Below are 19887 nucleotides of genomic sequence, written 5' to 3'. Positions count from 1 at the left end.
GGATTCATGAACAAGGCACTTGAGTCACTCCTCGATCTGCTCGACCTGGAGCAGATCGAGGAGGACATATTCCGGGGCGTGAGCCGTTCGGCCCTCGTCCCGCGCGTCTTCGGTGGCCAGGTGGCCGCCCAGGCGCTGGTGGCGGCCGGTCGCACGGTCCCCGCCGACCGGCCCGCCCACTCCCTGCACGCGTACTTCCTGCGTGCCGGGGACCCGGGCGCGCCCATCGTCTACACCGTCGACCGCATCCGTGACGGCCGCTCCTTCACCACGCGCCGCGTCGTCGCCGTCCAGCACGGGCAGCCGATATTCCACCTCTCCGCGTCCTTCCAGACGTACGAGGAGGGCCTGGAGCACCAGACGGGCATGCCGTCCGCCCCGGACCCGGAGACCCTCCCCACGGCCGCGGAGATGCTGCCGCGCCACCTGCCGGCGCACGTCGCCGAGCGCCTGATCGAGGCCCGCGCGGCCGTCGACCTGCGCTACGTGGACGCGCCGCCCTGGGCCACGGTCGGCCAGCCGCGCGAACCGCGCTCCCAGGTGTGGTTCCGCACGAACGACAAGCTCGACAGCGGTGCCGACGCGTCGTTGCTGCACGTCTGCCTCGCCACGTACGTCTCCGACATGACGCTGCTCGACTCGGTGCTGCTCGCGCACGGCCGCGGCGGCTGGGCGGTCGGTGACGTCGTCGGCGCCTCGCTCGACCACGCGATGTGGTTCCACCGCCCCTTCAGGGCCGACGAGTGGCTCCTGTACGACCAGGAGTCGCCCTCGGCTTCCGGCGGGCGCGGACTCGGCCAGGCGCGGATCTGGACCCAGGACGGGCAGCTCGCGGTGACGGTGATCCAGGAAGGCGTCGTTCGCGTTCCCCGCTGATCGGACATACCGTCCGATACATGACTGAGCAACCGTCAGAGGGCGGGGGCGAGAACGGCGAAAGCACCTTCACCGTCATCGTCGCCGCCGTCGCCAACCTCGGGATCGCCGTCGCCAAGGCCGTCGCCGGTGTCATCAGCGGGTCCAGCGCGATGCTCTCCGAAGCGGCGCACTCGCTGGCCGACACCGTCACCGAGGTGCTGCTCCTCACCGCCCTGAAGCGGAGCGAGAAGCCCGCCGACGAGGACCACCCGCTGGGGTACGGCCCCGAGCGCTACATCTGGGCGATGCTCGCCGCCGTCGCCACCTTCGTCGGCGGCGCCGTCTTCTCGGTCTACGACGGCATCCACACCCTGGTGGCGGGCGAGGAACTCGGCGATCCGCTCATCTCGTACATCGTGCTCGCCGTCGCCTTCCTCCTTGAGGGCTACTCGCTGCGCACCGGCGTCAAGCAGGCCCGCGGTGAGGCGGCGCGCTTCGGGGCGTCCTTCGGGCGCTATCTGCGCCACACCCCCGACACCGCCGTGAAGGCCGTCGTCCTGGAGGACTCCGCCGCCCTGGCCGGGCTCGTGCTCGCCGCGGGCGGACTGCTCGGCGGGCAGCTCACCGGGTCCGGCGTGTGGGACGGCGTGGCCTCGCTCTGCATCGGCGCGCTGCTCCTGTACGTCGCCTGGGTGCTCGGACGCAGCAACGCCCAGCTCCTCATCGGGCGGCCGCTGCCGAAACCGATGCGCAAGGAGATCCGCGAGGTGCTGCTCGCCTCCGAGCACATCGAGGCCGTCCTCGAGCTGACGACGCTGCTCCAGGGGCCGCGCGAGGCGCTGGTCGCCGCCAAGGTCGACTTCCGGGACGCCTCCACGGCGGCAGAGATCGAGTGGGCCTGCGAGCAGGCCGAACGACAGCTGCGGGAGCGCTTTCCCGGCGTACGACGGGTCTATCTGGACCCCACGCCGGGGTTCTCCCAGCGGCGCACGGAAGGGCTCAACCCGTGGCCGTGACTCAGGGCGTCGGCGTGAGGCCCGCGGCGTCCAGCAGGTAGGCCGTCATGGGGTCGTAGAAACGCGGGCTCGTGACGTGGTCGTCCAGCGGGACCGTCACCTGGACGGTGCCCTCGGCCTCGCCGATGAACAGCGCGGGGTCGTTGCAGTCCGCGTACCCGACGGAGTCGATGCCGCGCTGGCCCGCCCGTCCGGCCCACCCGTGGTCGGCGACGACCAGGTCGGGCAGCGGGCGTCCCTCGCGCTCAAGGCCGTCCAGGATGGCGTTCATCGGCTCGGGGGAGTGCGTGTGCCAGAGGGTCGCGCCGCGCTCCAGCATCGCCACGTCCGCGAACTGGAAGACCATGCCCTCGTCGGCGGTGAGGCCCTCCGGGATGACGACGATCTCGCAGCCCGCCGCGCGCAGGGCCGCCGCTGTGGCGCGGTGCACGTCGAGCAGCCCCCCGGGGTGGCCGGTGGCGAAGAGGACCCTCTCCTTGCCGGCCGCCGCCTTGCGCAGGCGCGCCGCCATCCGCTCCAGGGCGTCGACCGTCAGCTCGGGGTCGATGGTGTCCTGCCCGTGCCGGTACTCGGCGTCGTCGATCACACCGCACCGCTCGGCCATCACCGCGAGGACGTCCTGCTCGTCGGTCCAGCGGTCACCGAGCTCCAGGCCGAGCCAGTAGTGACGGTCGCCGTTCGCGAGCTTCCGGTAGTGGCTGAGGTTGTTCTCGCGGGGCGTGGCGACATCGCCCGCGATGCGGGAGCGAACGAGGTGATCGACGAGCGCGGGACGGCTGGGTATCGGCATGGGGCCCATTCTGCCGTCGGTGACCGGATGGTGGCGGGCAGTCCCGAACCCTGGACCTGTGAGTTGCGCCCCTCCGTGGGCCCGCGTCACCTCGCGCGGCCCAGCGCGAACCACAGTTCCATGCGGACGTCGGGGTCGTCCAGGTCCGCCTGGAGGAGCGCCCCACACCGCGTGATGCGCTGTCTGACCGTGTTGCGGTGGACCCCCAGGGCCGTGGCCGTGCGGTCCCAACTGCCGTGCAGGGAGAGCCAGGTGCGCAAGGTCTCCGTGAACGCGTCGCCGGGGCCGAGCGGAGCGAGCAGCACGCGCGCGTGGGCCGCGGCCTCGGCGGGCGAGACCAGCGCCGCGATGCCGCCCTCCCGGTGCCGGACGAGCGGCGCCCGGGTGGCCTCGGCGCGGCGCAGGGCGCGGTCCGCCTGGGCGTCGGCGGCGGGCAGGTTCCCGGGGGCGGCGGGGGCGGAGGCGCCCAGGGTCCAGCCCGGCTCGGCGGTGACCTCGCGGTCGGCGGGCAGCAGCAGCCGTACGAGGCCCTGCCCCGCGTCCGCGTCCACCAGGCCGCTGCCCAGCGCGGCGGCCAGCGCGGAGGCGGCGACGGAGTGCGCCACCGGATCGTCGCCGGTGCCCCCGCGCGCGTGCACCACGGTCCACACGTCGGCCCCCAGGAGAGGCGCGACATCGCCCGCCGCCGACCCGAGCAGCAGCCGCACGAGAGCCGCCGAGCGCGCGGAATCGGCGGCGCCCTGGTGCTTGCCGGTCAGAAGCGAGAGGAGGACGACCGCGACCCCGGTGATCGTGTGGTCCCCCGGCTCGCGCTGCTCGGCGGCCACCCCGAGCGCGAACCCCTGCCCGCCGCCCAGCGCGTACGCGGCGAGGTGGGCGCCGCCCACGGAGTCGGTGGCGGAGGTGGGGGCGGGGCCGGGCCGCCCGGCCGGACGCACCACTTCGGAGAGGTCACGCACCGCTTGCCGCACGCCCGCCGCCGGTGCAGCCCCCGCCGTATGGAGCACCGTGCCGTCCGGGGCGTAGAGCGCCGCCCAGCCGCCCAGGCGCACCGCGAGCTGACGAAGCACCGCCGGCACCGGGTCGGGGCGCGCGGCGGCCGTGGCGAGGCCCTGCTGTGCCTCGGTCACGCGGCGCAGCTCGGCGTGCCTGGCCTCCGCCACGAGGCGCCACACCGCGCGGGCGACCCCGCTGAACGTCGTGCGCGGCGGTACTTCGAGGAGCGGCAGGCCGTAGCGGTCGCAGGCCGTCACCAGGGCGCGCGGCACCGTGTCGTGCACGGGCGCGACGCCGAAGCCGAGGGCCGCGCCGCCCGCCTCCACGATCCGCGCCACGTAGTCGTCGAGGTACACGCCCGCGCCCACCGGGTCGGTGATGTGCACGCCGGCCGTAAGGAGCAGCTCGCCGCCCAGGAGGTACGGGTACGGGTCCGCCATCTCCGAGGTGTGCACCCACTGGACGGCCGCCCCGCTCTCCCCGGCGTCGGGGCCCGCGATCTGCCGCAGGCCCAGATCCTCCCGGGCCAGGAGCGCCGTCAGGGGGACGGGCGGGGTCGGGGGAGCCGGGGCGGGGGCTGAAGGGGGGAGAGGGTCCGGCACGGTGGATGTTCCATCCAGTTCGATCACGGGGAGTGGATGAAACGTACACTTCAGCGTTGCTTTCCGGCCACCTAAGGTCGTGCCGACCCCAGGCCGCGGGTACGGGCGGATGTCCCCGCGGCCGGTTGCCACCCCCCCCACCCCCATCTGCACGACACGCCACCGAGGTGCGCGAAGGAGGGCCCTATGGCCGTCGACTACACAGTGATCGTCGTCTATCTCGCCGGCATGCTCGCCATGGGCTGGTGGGGCATGCGCCGCGCCAAGTCCAAGAGTGAGTTCCTGGTCGCGGGACGCCGCCTCGGACCGTGGATGTACTCCGGGACCATGGCCGCCATCGTCCTCGGCGGCGCGTCCACCATCGGCGGCGTCGGCCTCGGCTACCAGTACGGGCTCTCCGGCGCCTGGATGGTCTTCACGATCGGCCTCGGCCTGCTCGCGCTGAGTGTCTTCTTCTCGGCGCGCATCGCCCGCCTGAAGGTCTACACCGTCTCCGAGATGCTCGACCTCCGCTACGGCGGGCGTGCGGGCGTCATCTCCGGGGTCGTCATGTGGGCGTACACGCTGATGCTCGCGGTCACCTCGACCATCGCGTACGCCACGATCTTCGACGTCCTGTTCGACATGAACCGCACGCTCGCGATCATCCTCGGCGGCTCGATCGTCGTCGCGTACTCGACGCTCGGCGGCATGTGGTCCATCACGCTCACCGACATGGTGCAGTTCGTGGTGAAGACCATCGGCGTGCTGCTCCTGCTGCTTCCCATCGCGGTCGTCAAGGCCGGCGGCTTCAGCGAGATGAAGGCCAAGCTGCCCACCGAGTACTTCGACCCGCTGGGCATCGGCGGCGAGACGATCTTCACGTACGTCCTGATCTACACCTTCGGCATGCTCATCGGGCAGGACATCTGGCAGCGCGTGTTCACCGCGCGCAGCGACAAGGTCGCCCGCTACGGCGGCACCGTCGCCGGTACCTACTGTCTCGTCTACGCCATCGCGGGCGCCGTCATCGGCACGGCGGCCAAGGTCATGTACCCGAAGCTGCCGAGCGCCGACGCGGCCTTCGCGACCATCGTCAAGGACGAACTGCCCATGGGCGTACGCGGTCTCGTGCTCGCCGCGGCGCTCGCCGCCGTGATGTCCACGTCCTCCGGGGCGCTCATCGCGTGCGCGACCGTGGCCAACAACGACATCTGGTCGCGGCTGCGGGGCGTCGTGAAGTCCGACGGGGCGGGCGACGAGCCGCAGGACGAGGTGAAGGGCAACCGCCTCTTCATCCTGATCATGGGCATCGCCGTCGTCTGCATCGCCATCGCCCTCAACGACGTCGTCCAGGCGCTCACCGTCGCCTACAACCTGCTCGTCGCGGGGCTCCTCGTGCCGATCCTCGGCGGGCTGCTGTGGAAGCGCGGCACCGCCGAAGGCGCGCTCGCGGCCGTCGCCGCCGGTGGCCTCTCCGTCATCGGGCTCATGTGGGGCTACGGAATCCTCGCCAACGAGCCCATCTACTACGGCCTGTTGATCTCCCTGGCCGTGTACGTCGTCGTCTCCCTCGCCACGAAGCCGACCGACGCGGCCGTGCTCGCCGCCTGGCGTGAGCGGCTCGCCGGGCGGGGGCCGAAGGAGGCGGAACCGGAAGCTCCGGTAACCGTCTAGCTTTACGCGCGGCCCACGCCGACGCCACTGTCAGTGGGCCGCGCGACACTTGTCCCAGCAGCAACGCAGTACTCGTACCAGCAGGAGGAAACCGACCATGAGCAGCGCCGAGACCCCGACCCCCCGCGGCCCGGTCGACTCCTCCCGCGTCCCGCGGTACGCGGGCCCGGCGACCTACGCCCGGCTGCCCCGTCTCGACGAGGTGGGCGGCAAGACGGACATAGCCGTGGTCGGCGTGCCCTTCGACACCGGCGTCTCGTACCGCCCCGGCGCCCGCTTTGGCGGCAACGCGATCCGCGAGGCCTCGCGCCTCCTGCGCCCGTACAACCCCGCGCAGGACGCCTCGCCCTTCGCGCTCGCGCAGGTCGCCGACGCGGGCGACATAGCCGCGAACCCGTTCAACATCAACGAGGCGGTCGAGACGATCGAGGCCGCCGCGGACGACCTGCTCGGCTCGGGTGCCCGCATGATGACGCTCGGCGGCGACCACACCATCGCCCTGCCGCTGCTCCGTTCGGTCGCCAAGAAGCACGGCCCGGTCGCCCTCCTTCACTTCGACGCGCACCTGGACACCTGGGACACGTACTTCGGCGCCGAGTACACCCACGGCACGCCGTTCCGCCGGGCCGTCGAGGAGGGCATCCTCGACACAGAGGCGCTCTCCCACGTCGGCACGCGCGGCCCGCTCTACGGCAAGCAGGACCTCACGGACGACGAGAAGATGGGCTTCGGCATCGTCACCTCGGCGGACATCTACCGCCGCGGCGCCGACGAGGTCGCCGACCAGCTGCGCCAGCGCATCGGCGACCGCCCGCTCTACATCTCGATCGACATCGACTGCCTGGACCCGGCCCACGCGCCCGGCACGGGCACCCCGGAGGCGGGTGGCATGACGTCGCGCGAGCTCCTGGAGATCCTGCGGGGGCTCTCCTCCTGCAACCTCGTCTCGGCGGACGTCGTCGAGGTCGCCCCCGCCTACGACCACGCGGAGATCACGGCCGTCGCCGCCTCGCACACCGCGTACGAGCTGACGACGATCATGTCCCGCCAGATCGCGGAGGCCCGCCGGGTCACCGAGGGGAGCGCGGCCAAGTGACGCACGACCACGACGTAGTCCTGCGGCCCACGCAGGCCCAGACGGAGGCGGCCCTCAACCCGCCCCCGGGGCGCAACGGCGGCGACCTCGTCGTGGAGACCCTCCAGGGCCTCGGCGCGACGACCGTCTTCGGCCTGCCCGGCCAGCACGCGCTCGGCATGTTCGACGCCCTGCGGCGCTCGTCCCTGTCGTACGTCGGCCTGCGCGTGGAGAACAACACGGGCTTCGCCGCGGACGCGTACGGCCGGATCACCGGTGAGGTGGCCCCGCTGCTGCTCTCCACCGGGCCCGGCGCGCTGACCTCGCTCGCCGCGCTCCAGGAGGCGGCGGCCGGGTCCTCGCCCGTGCTCGCGATCGGCAGCCAGATCCCGGTGGCCGGGCTCGGCGGCGGGCGGCACGGCTACCTGCACGAGCTGCGCGACCAGCAGGCGTCCTTCCGCGACATCGTGAAGTCCGTCCACACGGTCCGCACGGCTTCGCAGATCCCCTCCGCGATCGCCGCGGCCTGGGAGTCGGCGCTCACCGCCCCGCACGGCCCGGTGTGGGTGGAGATCCCGCAGGACGTCCTGCTCGCCGAGACGACCCTGCCCGTGGTCACGGCCATGGACGCCACCCCGGACGAGGTCGTCCCGCGCCCCGAGCTGACCGCCGTGGCGGCCGACCTGCTGTCGCGGGCCGAGCGCCCGGCGATCATCGCGGGCGGCGGAGTCGTGCGCTCCGACGCGAGCGGCAAGCTCCTCGCGCTCGCGGAACTGGTGAACGCGCCCGTCGTCACGACCTTCGGCGGCAAGGGCGCCTTCCCCTGGGAGCACCCGCTGTCGCTCCAGTCCTGGCTGGAGGACCGGTACACCACGGACTTCCTGGAGGACGCGGACGTCCTCCTGGTGGTCGGCTCGGGCCTGGGCGAGCTCTCCTCGAACTACCACACGTTCAGGCCGCGCGGCCGGGTCATCCAGATCGAGGCCGACGCGGGGAAGCTGGAGTCCAACCACCCGGCGCTCGGCATCCACGCGGACGCGCGGCTCGCGCTCTCGGCGCTCCTGGAGACGATCGACGCCCCGAGGGAGGACTCCGAGGCCCCGGAGCGGGTCCGGACGGTCCTGGCCAAGGTCAGGGACCGGATCGCCGCCCAGGAGCTCACCCTGGAGCAGCAGATCCTGGCGTCGGTGCGGGAAGCCCTGCCGGACGCCTCGCCGTCCTTCTGGGACATGACGATCCTCGCCTACTGGGCCTGGTCCGCCTTCGACGCGCGGCGCCCGAACACCATGCACTCGGCGCAGGGCGCGGGCGGCCTCGGCTACGGCTTCCCGGCCGCCCTCGGAGCGGCGGCCGCCGACCCGTCGACGCCGGTGCTCGCCGTATCGGGCGACGGCGGCGCTATGTACTCCCTCGCGGAACTGGCCTCCGCCAAGCAGCACGGTCTGCCGGTCACCTGGCTGATCGTGGACGACGGGGGCTACGGAATCCTCCGGGAGTACATGTCGGACGCGTTCGGCGAGCCCACGGCCACGGAGCTCTCCCGCCCCGACTTCGTCGCGCTCGCGGAGTCCTTCGGGGTGCCGGGCGTCCGGTCGACCCCGGAAACCCTGCGCGACGACCTGACGAAGGCGCTCGCGGAACCCGGCCCCTCGGTGGTCGTGCTCCCGGCCGTCCTGCGCATGTTCGAGCCGACGCATCTTTGAGGCCGAGCGTGCTGCAGAGAAGTACTGCCGAGCGCCATGACACGGGCTGATTACAGATCGGTCATCTGTTCTCAAACTCGTGCATCCATGTACGGGTACTGGTGAGTCATCTGGGGTGAGTGCGCCGGGGGGCGCGCTTGTACGGGCCCCGAGGGTCTTGTACGGACCCAAGGGGATGGGGAAACTCCATGACTCACCCGGTATCCGGGACATCCAGGCGTGCCCGCGTGCTCTCGGCGGGCCTCGCCGCCGGAGTGCTCGTGCCGCTCGGTACGGCCACGCTCGCCACGCCCGCCGCCGCCGCGACGCCGCCGAAGGTCACCTGCACCTCCGCGCAGGCGGGCCTGGCCGCCAAGCTCACGAAGGACATCACGGCGGCCCTGAAGAACCGCAAGGGCACCATCGCGGTCGGTCTCCACGACCGCTCCACGGGCACCACCTGCACCCTGCGCTCCACCACCTCGTTCGACTCGGCGAGCATCGTCAAGACGACCGTCCTCGCGGCGCTGCTGTGGGACGCGAAGAAGACGGACCGCAAGCTCTCGGCCCGTGAGTCGGACCTCGCGTACGCCATGATCACCAAGTCGGACAACGCGGCGACGAGCAAGCTCTGGCGTCAGCTCGGCACGGGAAAGATCAACGCTTTCCTCAAGGCCGCCAAGATGACGAAGACGGTGCCCGGCTCCGGCGGATACTGGGGTCTGACCCGGATCAACGCGGCCGACGAGCAGAAGCTCCTCGCCCTGATCACCGCCAAGAACTCCGTCCTGAGCGACAACGCGCGCGCCTACATCCTCAAGCTGATGAACAAGGTCGTCGCCTCGCAGCGCTGGGGCACCCCGGCGGGCGCACCGTCCGGCGTCAAGATCCACGTCAAGAACGGCTGGCTGCAGCGCTCGACCCACGGCTGGCGGGTGCACAGCATCGGTGCGTTCAAGGGCGGCGGCCACGACTACACGCTCTCCGTGCTCACCCACGGCAACAGCACCATGAACTACGGCGTCGCCACCATCCAGGGCGTGGCCAAGGCCGTCCACAAGGACCTGGCACCCAGGGCCTCCGCCGCCGGGCGCTACGCCCCGACGACCACCCCGCGGGAGGCGTTCGTGTCGGTCCCCGCCGGCTGATCGCACGTTCGAGGCCGGCCACCTCCGGGTGGTCCTAGGACCTCCGACCCGTCTTTGTTGCGGTGGGATGAAATTCTCGTCCCACCGTGTTGGGCCTCTCGGCAGGTCAGGTCGACGGGAGGCAGCACGTGGTGGAGCAACGGGGTGGGGTCGAGCCGAAGAAATCCGGGGGTACCGAGGCGCTGAGATCCGGCTGGGCGAAACGGCTGACCGGATACGCGTGGCGGTACCCCAAGGACGTCGTGCTCGCGCTCGGCTCCTCGCTCGCCGGCATGGCCGTCATGGCGCTCGTCCCGCTGATCACCAAGGTGATCATCGACGACGTCATCGGGGACAAGTCCCGCGACATGGGCCCCTGGATCGGCGCCCTCATCGGCGCGGCCGTCCTCGTCTACGTCTTCACCTACATCCGCCGCTACTACGGCGGCCGTCTCGCCCTCGACGTCCAGCACGACCTGCGGACCGAGATGTACGGGACGATCACCGGGCTCGACGGACGGCGGCAGGACGAGCTGTCCACCGGACAGGTCGTCGGCCGCGCCACGAGCGACCTCCAGCTCATCCAGGGTCTGCTCTTCATGCTGCCGATGACCATCGGCAACATCCTGCTCTTCGTGATCTCCCTCGTGATCATGGCGTGGCTCTCCCTGCCCCTGACGGCCGTCGCGCTCGCCGTGGCGCCCGCCCTCTGGTTCATCGCCAAACGCAGCCGGGGCCGCCTGCACCCCTCCACCTGGTACGCGCAGGCCCAGGCCGCCGCCGTCGCCGGGGTCGTGGACGGCTCCGTCTCCGGCGTACGCGTCGTGAAGGGCTTCGGCCAGGAGGACCAGGAGACCGGGAAGCTCAGGGAGGTCGGCCGCAAGCTCTTCGCGGGCCGCCTTCGCACCATCCGCCTCAACTCCAAGTACACGCCCGCCCTCCAGGCCGTGCCCGCGCTCGGGCAGGTCGCGATGCTCGCGCTCGGCGGCTGGCTCGCGGTGCGCGGACAGATCACGCTCGGCACGTTCGTCGCCTTCTCCAGCTACCTCGCCCAGCTCGTCGGACCCGTGCGGATGCTCGCCATGGTCCTCACCGTCGGCCAGCAGGCCCGCGCGGGCGCCGAGCGCGTCCTGGAGCTCATCGACACCGAGCCGACGCTGACGGACGGCACGAAGGAACTGCCCGCCGACGCCCCGGCCACCGTCGAGTTCGACGACGTGTCCTTCGCGTACGAGGACAGCCGGCCCGTCCTCGACGGCCTCTCCTTCGAGATCCGGCCCGGCGAGACGCTCGCCGTGGTCGGCACCTCCGGCAGCGGCAAGTCCACCGTCTCGCTGCTGCTGCCGCGCTTCTACGACGTGACGCACGGAGCCGTCCTCATCGGCGGCCACGACGTGCGCGAGCTGACCGCCGATTCGCTGCGGGCCGCGATCGGTCTCGTGCCTGAGGACTCCTTCCTCTTCTCCGACACCATCCGCGCCAACATCGCGTACGGGAAGCCGGACGCCACTCAGGAGGAGATCGAGACCGCGGCGCGCGCGGCCCAGGCCGACCGCTTCATCGCCGAGCTGCCCGACGGTTACGACACCACGGTCGGCGAGCACGGCCTGACCCTCTCCGGCGGCCAGCGCCAGCGCGTCGCCCTCGCCCGCGCCATCCTCACCGACCCCCGCCTGCTCGTCCTCGACGACGCCACGTCCGCGGTGGACGCGCGGGTCGAGCACGAGATCCACGAGGCGCTGCGCGGCGTCATGGCGGGCCGCACCACCCTCCTCATCGCCCACCGCCGCTCCACCCTCAACCTCGCCGACCGCATCGCCGTCCTGGACGGCGGACGCCTCGCCGCCATCGGCACGCACGAGGAGCTGGCCGAGCAATCGGCGCTCTACCGGCGCCTGTTGACCGACCCGGACGAACTGGGCGGCGTCTCGCCGGGCCGCGCGGTCCCGGTCGAGATCCCCGAGGACACCTCCGTACGGGAGGAGCTGGACGCGGAGTTCGACGCCGAGCGCGGCATCACCCCGCCGCTGTGGGTCGGCGACCGGGAGCCCAAGGACACCGCGATGGCCGGGATGCCCGCGACGCCCGAACTCCTCGCGCAGGTGGACGCGTTGCCGCCTGCCACCGACACCCCCCAGGTCGACGAGGCACGCGCGGTCACCCCGGAGGAGTCGTACGGCCTGCGCCGCCTGCTCGCCGGATTCGGGAAGCCGCTGCTCTTCGCCCTGCTCCTTGTCGCGATCGACGCGGGCATGGGCCTGCTGCTTCCGGTGCTGATCCGGCACGGCATCGACGAGGGCGTCTCACAGCTCGCGCTCGGCGCCGTGTGGGTGGCCGCCGGGCTCGCGCTGCTCGCCGTGCTCGCCCAGTGGGTGGCCCAGATCGGCGAGACGCGGATGACGGGACGGACGGGCGAGCGCGTCCTCTACGCCCTGCGCCTGAAGATCTTCGCCCAGCTCCAGCGGCTCGGACTCGACTACTACGAGCGGGAGCTGACCGGGCGCATCATGACCCGGATGACCACGGACGTGGACGCGCTTTCCACCTTCCTGCAGACCGGACTCGTCACCGCCTTCGTCTCCGTCGTCACCTTCTTCGGCATCATGGTCGCGCTCGTCGTGATCGACGTGGAGCTCGCGCTGGTCGTCTTCGCGACGCTGCCGCCGCTGATCATCGGCACCATCTTCTTCCGCCGCTCCAGCGTCAAGGCGTACGAGCTGGCGCGCGAGCGGGTCTCCGTGGTCAACGCCGACCTCCAGGAGTCCGTCGCGGGGCTGCGCATCGTGCAGGCCTTCCGGCGCGAGCGCTCCGGCGGCGAGAAGTTCGAACAGGCCAGCGCCGACTACCGCAGCGCCCGCATCCGCGGGCAGTGGCTGATCTCGGTCTACTTCCCGTTCGTGCAGCTCCTCTCGGCGGTCGCGGCCGCCGCGGTCCTGATGGTCGGCGCGGGGCGCGTGGAGGCGGGGACGCTGACGACCGGCGCCCTGGTCGCCTACCTCCTCTACATCGACCTGTTCTTCGCCCCCGTCCAGCAGCTCTCCCAGGTCTTCGACGGCTACCAGCAGGCCACCGTCTCGCTCGGCCGCATCCAGGAACTGCTCCGCGAGCCGACCTCCACCGAGACCGCGGACGAGCCGCTCGACGTGCTCTCCCTGCGCGGCGAGATCGCCTTCGAGGGCGTCGACTTCGCGTACGGTTCCGCCGACGAGCCCGAGGAGGCGCTGAGCGGCGTGAGCCTGCACATCCCCGCGGGCCAGACCGTCGCCTTCGTGGGCGAGACCGGCGCGGGCAAGTCGACGCTCGTCAAGCTCGTCGCCCGCTTCTACGACCCGACCGGCGGCCGGGTGACGGTGGACGGCACGGACCTGAGGTCCCTCGACCTGACCTCGTACCGCCACCGGCTCGGCGTCGTCCCGCAGGAGGCCTACCTCTTCGCGGGCACGGTGCGCGACGCGATCGCCTACGGGCGGCCCGACGCCACCGACGCCGAGGTGGAGGCCGCGGCCCGCGCGGTCGGCGCGCACGACATGATCGCCACCCTGGACGGCGGGTACCTCCACGAGGTCTCCGAGCGCGGCCGCAACCTCTCGGCGGGCCAGCGCCAGCTGATCGCCCTGGCCCGCGCCGAGCTCGTCGACCCGGACATCCTGCTCCTCGACGAGGCGACCGCGGCCCTCGACCTCGCCACGGAAGCGCAGGTCAACCAGGCCACCGACCGCATCGCGGGCAAGCGCACCACCCTGGTCGTCGCCCACCGCCTCACCACGGCCGCCCGCGCGGACCGCGTGATCCTGATGGACCACGGCCGGGTCGCGGAGGACGGCACGCACGAGGAGCTGCTCGCGCTCGACGGGCGGTACGCGACGCTGTGGCGGACGTTCGTGGGGGAGGCGGAGCCCTCGGCCGCCTGACCCGGCGAACAAAAGGGGGGCGGGGGCGCAACCAGCCGCCCCACGGTCCGCGTCCGTACATCAGTACGCTGATGCGGAAGTGTCGGGAGGGAACCTGGTGAGCAGTGGTCGAATACGGCGGAGCCTCGCGCTCGGCGCCGTCGTCCTTGCGGCTGCCGTCCTGCTCGGTCTCGCGGGCGCCGGTGCCGCGCAGGCGCAGGCGTCGGCCGGGCGCTGCGCCGGGCACAAGGTGCGCACCCTCTCCTTCAGCACCGGCAAGGTCGTCATCCACAAGAGCCGCGGCTACGTCTGCGCCGTCACCGTCGCCAAGCGCCCCGGCGCCCGCAAGACGATGTCCGTGAGCGTCCAGGCCCGGGGCAACCGCCCGGCCAGGGACAAGGGCCGCTACACGCATCACGCGGGGCCGGTGACGGTGCACGCGGGGCAGCGCTGCGTGTGGGTGAAGGGCAGGGTCGGCGGGGGCAGCACCAGCTCGGGCTGGATTCTGTGCTGACGGCTTACTGATCGCATCGTGCACGTTGTGCGCCCCTTTGTGACGTACTGCGTCCCTACGTGACGCAAGAGCCCCTAGTGGTGAGCGAGTTGCTCCGATAAGTTCCGGCGGACGCAATCGCGAACTTAGGGGAGAGTGCATGCGCAAGGCGCTCAGATGGCTGCTGTCACTCGTGGTGCTGATAGGCATCGGCACCGCGGGCACAGTGAGTGCGGCAGGGGCGGCCACCGCCGCGAAGCCGCAGGCCACCGACATCAAGGACCGGCTCCTGGCGATACCGGGCATGAGCCTGATCGAGGAGAAGCCGTACACCGGCTACCGCTACTTCGTCCTCAACTACACCCAGCCGATCGACCACCGGCACCCCTCCAAGGGCACCTTCAAGCAGCGCCTGACGGTGCTGCACAAGGACACCGCCCGCCCCACGGCCTTCTTCACCAGCGGCTACAACGTCTCGACGAACCCCAGCCGCAGCGAGCCGACGCGGATCATCGACGGCAACCAGGTCTCCATGGAGTACCGCTTCTTCACGCCGTCCCGCCCCGAGCCGGCCGACTGGTCCAAGCTCGACATCTGGCAGGCCGCGAGCGACCAGCACCGCATCTTCAAGGCGCTCAAGCCCATCTACGACAAGAAGTGGCTGGCGACCGGCGGCTCGAAGGGCGGCATGACCGCCACGTACTACGAGCGCTTCTACCCGCGTGACATGGACGGCATCGTCGCGTACGTCGCCCCGAACGACGTGGTGAACAAGGAGGACTCGCGCTACGACGAGTTCTTCGAGACGGTCGGCACCAAGGAGTGCCGCGCCGCGCTGGAGGCAGTGCAGCGTGAGGCGCTCGTGCGCCGCGAGCCGCTGGAGAAGAAGTACGCGGAGTTCGCCGAGGCCGGCAACTACACCTTCAAGACCGTCGGCAACCTGGACAAGGCCTACGAGGCCGTCGTCCTCGACATGGTGTGGGGCTTCTGGCAGTACCAGCCGGAGTCCGCGTGCGCGGACGTCCCCGACGCGTCGTCCGCCTCGGACCAGGTGATCTTCGACTACGTCGACTCGGTGGGCGGCTGGGCCTCCTACACCGACCAGGGCCTGACCCCGTACACGCCGTACTACTACCAGGCCGGTACGCAGCTCGGCTCGCCCGACATCAAGCAGCCCTGGCTCGGCGACCTGAGCCGCTACGGCTACCAGCCGCCGCGGAACTTCGTGCCGCGTGAGATCCCGATGAAGTTCCAGTCGGGCGCCATGAAGGACGTGGACCGCTGGGTGCGGCACAACGCGCAGCGGATGATGTACGTCTACGGCGAGAACGACCCGTGGGGTGCCGAGCCGTTCCGTCCCGCCAGGGGCGCGAAGCACGACTCCCACGTCTTCACCGCGCCGGGCGCCAACCACGGGGCGAACGTGGCCGGTCTCGTCGCTGCGGACAAGGCGAAGGCGACGGAGCGAATCCAGGCCTGGGCCGGGGTCTCCACTTCGGCTTCCCCGAAGCCGCTGGCTCCTTACGACGCGAAGCTCGACCGCAAGGACGCGGACCGGAAGCAGAGTCTGCGGCCGTAGGGGCGGTCCCTGCGGGGCATTCCCCGCTCCTCAAACGCCGGAGGGGCTGCAAGACAGCCCGTCCGGCGTTTGAGGACAAGGCCCCCTCGCCGAGCGGGTTTCCGGGAAGGGGCGGGGTTGGGGAAAGAAGAACCGCTCACACCCGCACCGCACACCCCACCGGCTTCCCACCCTCCAGCGACACATAGAGCTGGGTCGTGGCCGGGCACGCGTCACGTGACGGAACCGCCGAAGTCACCCGGTACTCCGGGGCCCTCGCGCCAGACCCGTCACACGCCGTCTCCCGCACCTCCCCCTCGCCCGCCCCGTACACACAGTCCCCGACCACCGTCCGAGGACCGCCCCCGCCCCCGGGGTCACCGGGATGCGGCAGTTCAAGGTTCCGCATGCAGGCGTACCCCCGCGGCACCGCACCGTTCCCGTCCTCGTCCACCGCGGGCCTGTTCTCGCTGATGTGCAGGACGAAGTCCGTGCGTGCCGGGCACGAGGGGCCCTCCGCGACCTTGCCGTCGTAGCGGGCGATGACCCGCGCCGCCGCGCGCTCGCTCGTGCACGACACCTCCGTGAAGGTCTCGCGCCCCCGCGAACTGCACTCGTCCACCGCGAGGAAGACCGCTCCGTGCCCGGAAGGAACCGACGAGGACGGCCGCCGGCCGGACGAATCCGATTCCGGGTCCGAGGAGTTCTGGCAGCCGGCCGCACCGACGCACGCGACCAGAAGCAGCACCCCCGCACACACCCCCGCACACCGTCGGCCAAGCATGACAAGCATGGCGAACCCCCCGATATGTGCACCCAGCGTGGCCCGCGGGGGCGGGCGCACGCCAGGTGCACGGGGTGCTTTGGGTCAGGTGGAGGTGGCGCGCCGTCGGCCCGGCGTACGGGTCAGTACGTCAGGCCGTGCCCGACCGGATACAGCACCTGCGCCGGATCATCCGCACGCTGCACCGGCACGGGCAGCTTCCCGCGCGGCTCGGCGCGCCCCGCGATCACCCGTACCGCGGCGCGCAGTTCGACGTCCGTCCAGCAGTACGCGGCGAGGGACGCGCCCACGCCGCGCAGCCGCGCCACGTCGTACGGATTGCGGATCGCGAGGGCGACGACCGGGACGCCGGTCGCCACCAGCGCCTCCACCAGGGCGATCTGCGCGCTTCCCGCCCCCACGTTGTACGTACCCACGAGCACCGCGTCCTTGCCCCCGGCCGCCGCCACCGCCTCGGCGATCTTGGCGGCGGAGGGAGCCGTGCCCGTCGGCAGCACCGTCGGCGTGAAGCCGAGGTCCGTCAGCTCACGCCCGATGACGGTGGTCGGCGGCCCCGTCGTCCCCGACGGCGACGCCGGATCGGCGCCCACGACGAGCACGTTCCGCTGTGTGCGCCGCGAGAGCGGAAGCAGCCCGTCCGTGTTGATCAGCAGCGTCGTCGTCTCCTCCGCGATCCGGTCGGCGGCGGCGAGATGCGCCCGCGTGCCGACGGTCCGGTCGACACCGCGCGCGGTGACGTACGGGTCGGAGAAGAGGTCCAGCTTCGCCTTGAGGCGCAGGATCCGCAGGATCGATTCGTCGAGCCGCGCCTCCGTCAACTCGCCGTCCCGCACGGCCTGGAGCACCGCGTTCCAGGCGATCTCCGGCTTCGGCGGGTTCAGGAGCTGGTCGACGCCCGCCTTCAGCGCGAGCACCGGCACGCGGTCGTCGCCGTACTTCGTGCGCACGCCCTGCATGCCGAGCGAGTCCGTCACCACGACCCCGTCGTAGCCGAGTTCCTCGCGCAGGATGCCGGTGAGGATGGGGCGGGAGAGCGTGGCCGGGTCCTCCGCCGGGTCGAGGGCGGGGACCACGATGTGCGCGGTCATGATCGAGTCGATGCCCGCCGCCACCGCCGCCCGGAACGGCGGGGCGTCCAGGGTCTCCCACTGCTCCCGTGTGTGGTGGATGTACGGCAGCTTGGAGTGGCTGTCGTCCTTGGTGTCGCCGTGCCCGGGGAAGTGCTTGGACGTCGAGGCGATGTCCGCGCCCTGGTAGCCCTTGACCTGCGCGGCGACCAGATCGGCGACCGCTTCGGGGTCCGAGCCGAAGGACCGTACGCCGATGACGGGGTTGGCGGGGTTGACGTTCACGTCGGCCACCGGGGCGTAGTTCTGCCGGATGCCGAGCGCGCGCAGTTCGGTGCCCGCGATGCGGGCCGCCTTGCGCGCGGTGGAGCGTGAGCCCCCGGCGCCCAGGGCCATCGCGCCGGGCAGGAGCGTGGCGGGGACGCCGACGCGGGCGACGGCCCCGTGCTCCTGGTCGGTGGAGATGAGCAGCGGGATGCGGGCGGTGGGGGACTGCTCCGGGGCGTCCGGGGTGAGGGCGGCGCGCTGGATGCCGTTCGAGAGGTCGGCGATCTGGTGCGGGGCGCGGGTGTTGTGGGCCCAGCCGAAGTAGATGATGCCGCCGAGGTGGTACTTGGCCACGGCCTCCGCGGCGGTGCGTACGCCGAGTTCCTTGAGGTTGGCGTCGATGTCGGCCTGGTCGGGCGCGGTGGCGGAGTGACCGTACACATGCATCACGAAGAGCTGGCCGACCTTCTCCTCGAGGCTCATGCGGGAGATGAGCTCCCGCAGCTTCCGGTCGCGACCGCGGTCGCCGTCGCCGGCCGCGTGGGCGGCGAAGGGCGCGGCCAGGGCCGTCGCCGCGACGGCCGTGGCGGTGAGCAGGGTGCGTCTGGAGGCGTTGCGGTGGGTCATGTGCGCTCCTTCGGGGACGTCCTCGGGGACGGATGCCGGACCGGAGCCGGACTGGGGGAACCGGCTGAAGGAAACTTTCCGAGTGTCACGGATATCCCGAAGATTTCTGCCGGTCAAGGGAATCGGCAGCCACTGTGCGGGAGAGGGGCCGTCACCGGCGCTGGTGGAGGGGGGCGCACCGGTGACGGCATGCTGCCGGCCACGGGCGGCAGAGAGGGTGGTCAGCGTTCGCAGCCAGCAGCGATGCCGACACCGCCTCGCGGAGACTCACCCGGCAGCACGGCGATTTGACGGCGGTCGGTCCGCGCGGGTTCCCCGCGGCGGGCGTTTTCCGGAAAGTGGTGCGCAGGGGAATCCTGAGGCTCAGTGCGCAGAAGAATCCTGAGGTTCTGGAGTCCGATGCTCTGGAGTCCGAGGCTCAGGAGTCCTGCCTTCCGGGCGCCGCCTCGGCCCAGTGGCTCTGCAGGGTCCGTACCGTCTCCGCGATCGCGGGGCGCCGCGACGCCCCGGTCCGCCACAGCGCGTACAGCCGCCGCACCGGCAGCGGATCGAGCCGCACGGTGACCGCGCCGTCCGGGACGAGGCCGCGGCCCAGGCGCGGGATGAGCGCGATGCCGAGCCCCGCCGCGACCAGCGCGACCAGGGTGGGGTTCTCCTCCGCCGTGTGCGCGATGTCCGGCTCGCAGCCCGCCTCGCGCAGGGTGCGCACCAGCCACTCGTGGCAGACCAGCCCCGGCGGCTGGGTGATCCACCGCTCGCCCTTGAGGTCCTCGCGGCGCACGGAGGCCCGCCCCGCGAGCGGGTGCGCCGCGGGCACCACGAGATCGCACAAGTCGTCCCCGATGACGGCCTGTTCGACGCCGGGCGGCGTCGGCAGCGGCGCGATGTCCCAGTCGTGCACGACCGCCATGTCCACCGCGCCCTTGGCCACCAGGTCGATGGAGAGATGCGGGTCGATCTCCGACATCCGGGCGTCCAGCGCGGGGTGCCGCCGGGCCAGGTCCGCGAGGACGCCGGGCAGCAGACCGCGCGCCGCCGAGGCGAACGCGGCGACGGTCAGCCGCCCCGCGGGCAGCCCGCGCCGCTCCTCGAGCTCCGTCTCGGCGCGCTCCACGATGGCCATCAACTCCTGCGCGGTGGAGGCGAGATGGCGGGCCTCCTCGGTGAGGGCCACACCCCTGCCCTGCCGTTCGAGGAGGGTGGTGCGGGTCTCGCGCTCCAGCTTGGCGATCTGCTGGGACACGGCGGAGGGGGTGTAGCCGAGTGCGGTGGCGGCGGCGCCGACGGTGCCGTGCACGGAGACGGCGTGCAGGGCGCGGAGCCGGGCGAGATCGAGCACGGGAGGCCCTTCCCATGGGGCGGCGACGTCGGTCGGCGCCGTCGGATTCATTAGCGTTGC

Annotated in this window: 14 protein-coding genes; 9 read left to right on the top strand and 5 right to left on the bottom strand. The window is 71.9% G+C overall.

Annotation, left to right across the window (positions count from 1 at the left end):
* Positions 1-6 precede the first annotated feature (6 nt).
* Together ACWFRU_RS04280 and ACWFRU_RS04275 are read left to right on the top strand one after the other, a co-directional pair.
* Positions 7-876: an acyl-CoA thioesterase gene (locus tag ACWFRU_RS04280; protein WP_453684423.1), complete on the top strand. Its 870-nt coding sequence runs from the start codon at positions 7-9 to the stop codon at positions 874-876.
* A gap of 20 nt (positions 877-896) precedes the next feature.
* Positions 897-1874, top strand: a complete 978-nt coding sequence (locus tag ACWFRU_RS04275) for a cation diffusion facilitator family transporter (RefSeq protein ID WP_453684421.1) — start codon at positions 897-899, stop codon at positions 1872-1874.
* Position 1875: 1 nt separating this feature from the next.
* On the opposite strand, the gene ACWFRU_RS04270 is transcribed toward ACWFRU_RS04275, so the two are convergent.
* Positions 1876-2673 carry a phosphatase gene (locus tag ACWFRU_RS04270; protein ID WP_453684419.1) on the bottom strand — a complete coding sequence of 266 codons (798 nt, stop codon included), beginning with the start codon at positions 2671-2673 and terminating at the stop codon, positions 1876-1878.
* 77 nt (positions 2674-2750) lie between these two features.
* On the bottom strand, positions 2751-4262 hold the full coding sequence (locus ACWFRU_RS04265; RefSeq protein ID WP_453684417.1) for a PucR family transcriptional regulator: 1512 nt from the start codon (positions 4260-4262) through the stop codon (positions 2751-2753).
* 186 nt (positions 4263-4448) lie between these two features.
* Here ACWFRU_RS04265 and ACWFRU_RS04260 point away from each other — a divergent pair, with 186 nt between their 5' ends.
* The 7 genes from ACWFRU_RS04260 (at position 4449) to ACWFRU_RS04230 (ending at position 15764) form a co-directional block, all read left to right on the top strand.
* A complete protein-coding gene (locus ACWFRU_RS04260; protein WP_453684415.1) occupies positions 4449-5918 on the top strand; it encodes a sodium:solute symporter in 1470 nt (489 codons plus the stop codon).
* Between the two features lie 97 nt (positions 5919-6015).
* Positions 6016-7014 carry an agmatinase gene (gene speB / locus ACWFRU_RS04255; RefSeq protein WP_453684413.1) on the top strand — a complete coding sequence of 333 codons (999 nt, stop codon included), beginning with the start codon at positions 6016-6018 and terminating at the stop codon, positions 7012-7014.
* On the top strand, positions 7011-8696 hold the full coding sequence (locus ACWFRU_RS04250; protein ID WP_453684411.1) for a thiamine pyrophosphate-binding protein: 1686 nt from the start codon (positions 7011-7013) through the stop codon (positions 8694-8696). Before speB ends, ACWFRU_RS04250 begins: the two co-directional genes overlap by 4 nt.
* Positions 8697-8884: 188 nt before the next feature.
* Positions 8885-9823, top strand: coding sequence for a serine hydrolase (locus ACWFRU_RS04245; RefSeq protein WP_453684409.1), 939 nt, complete (start codon positions 8885-8887; stop codon positions 9821-9823).
* Between the two features lie 131 nt (positions 9824-9954).
* On the top strand, positions 9955-13713 hold the full coding sequence (locus ACWFRU_RS04240; RefSeq protein ID WP_453684542.1) for an ABC transporter ATP-binding protein: 3759 nt from the start codon (positions 9955-9957) through the stop codon (positions 13711-13713).
* Positions 13714-13810: 97 nt separating this feature from the next.
* On the top strand, positions 13811-14206 hold the full coding sequence (locus tag ACWFRU_RS04235; RefSeq protein WP_453684407.1) for a hypothetical protein: 396 nt from the start codon (positions 13811-13813) through the stop codon (positions 14204-14206).
* Between the two features lie 139 nt (positions 14207-14345).
* Positions 14346-15764 carry a S28 family serine protease gene (locus tag ACWFRU_RS04230; protein WP_453684405.1) on the top strand — a complete coding sequence of 473 codons (1419 nt, stop codon included), beginning with the start codon at positions 14346-14348 and terminating at the stop codon, positions 15762-15764.
* Between the two features lie 136 nt (positions 15765-15900).
* On the opposite strand, the gene ACWFRU_RS04225 is transcribed toward ACWFRU_RS04230, so the two are convergent.
* The 3 genes from ACWFRU_RS04225 to ACWFRU_RS04215 all read right to left on the bottom strand — a co-directional run bounded on the left by ACWFRU_RS04225 (position 15901) and on the right by ACWFRU_RS04215 (position 19827).
* The gene (locus tag ACWFRU_RS04225) at positions 15901-16536 is read right to left on the bottom strand and encodes a hypothetical protein (protein ID WP_453684403.1); all 636 of its coding nucleotides are present in this window, start codon (positions 16534-16536) and stop codon (positions 15901-15903) included.
* A 113-nt stretch (positions 16537-16649) separates the two neighbouring features.
* Positions 16650-18488, bottom strand: coding sequence for a glycoside hydrolase family 3 protein (locus tag ACWFRU_RS04220; protein WP_453684401.1), 1839 nt, complete (start codon positions 18486-18488; stop codon positions 16650-16652).
* Positions 18489-18906: 418 nt separating this feature from the next.
* Positions 18907-19827 (bottom strand): LysR family transcriptional regulator, encoded by a 921-nt coding sequence (locus tag ACWFRU_RS04215; protein WP_453684540.1) that lies wholly within the window; start codon positions 19825-19827, stop codon positions 18907-18909.
* Between the last annotated feature and the right edge of the window lie 60 nt (positions 19828-19887).

Source organism: Streptomyces sp. NPDC055099 (assembly GCF_053607685.1).
The sequence above is the reverse complement of the archived record's forward strand: the minus strand, read 5'-3'. Positions and strand labels throughout refer to the sequence as shown.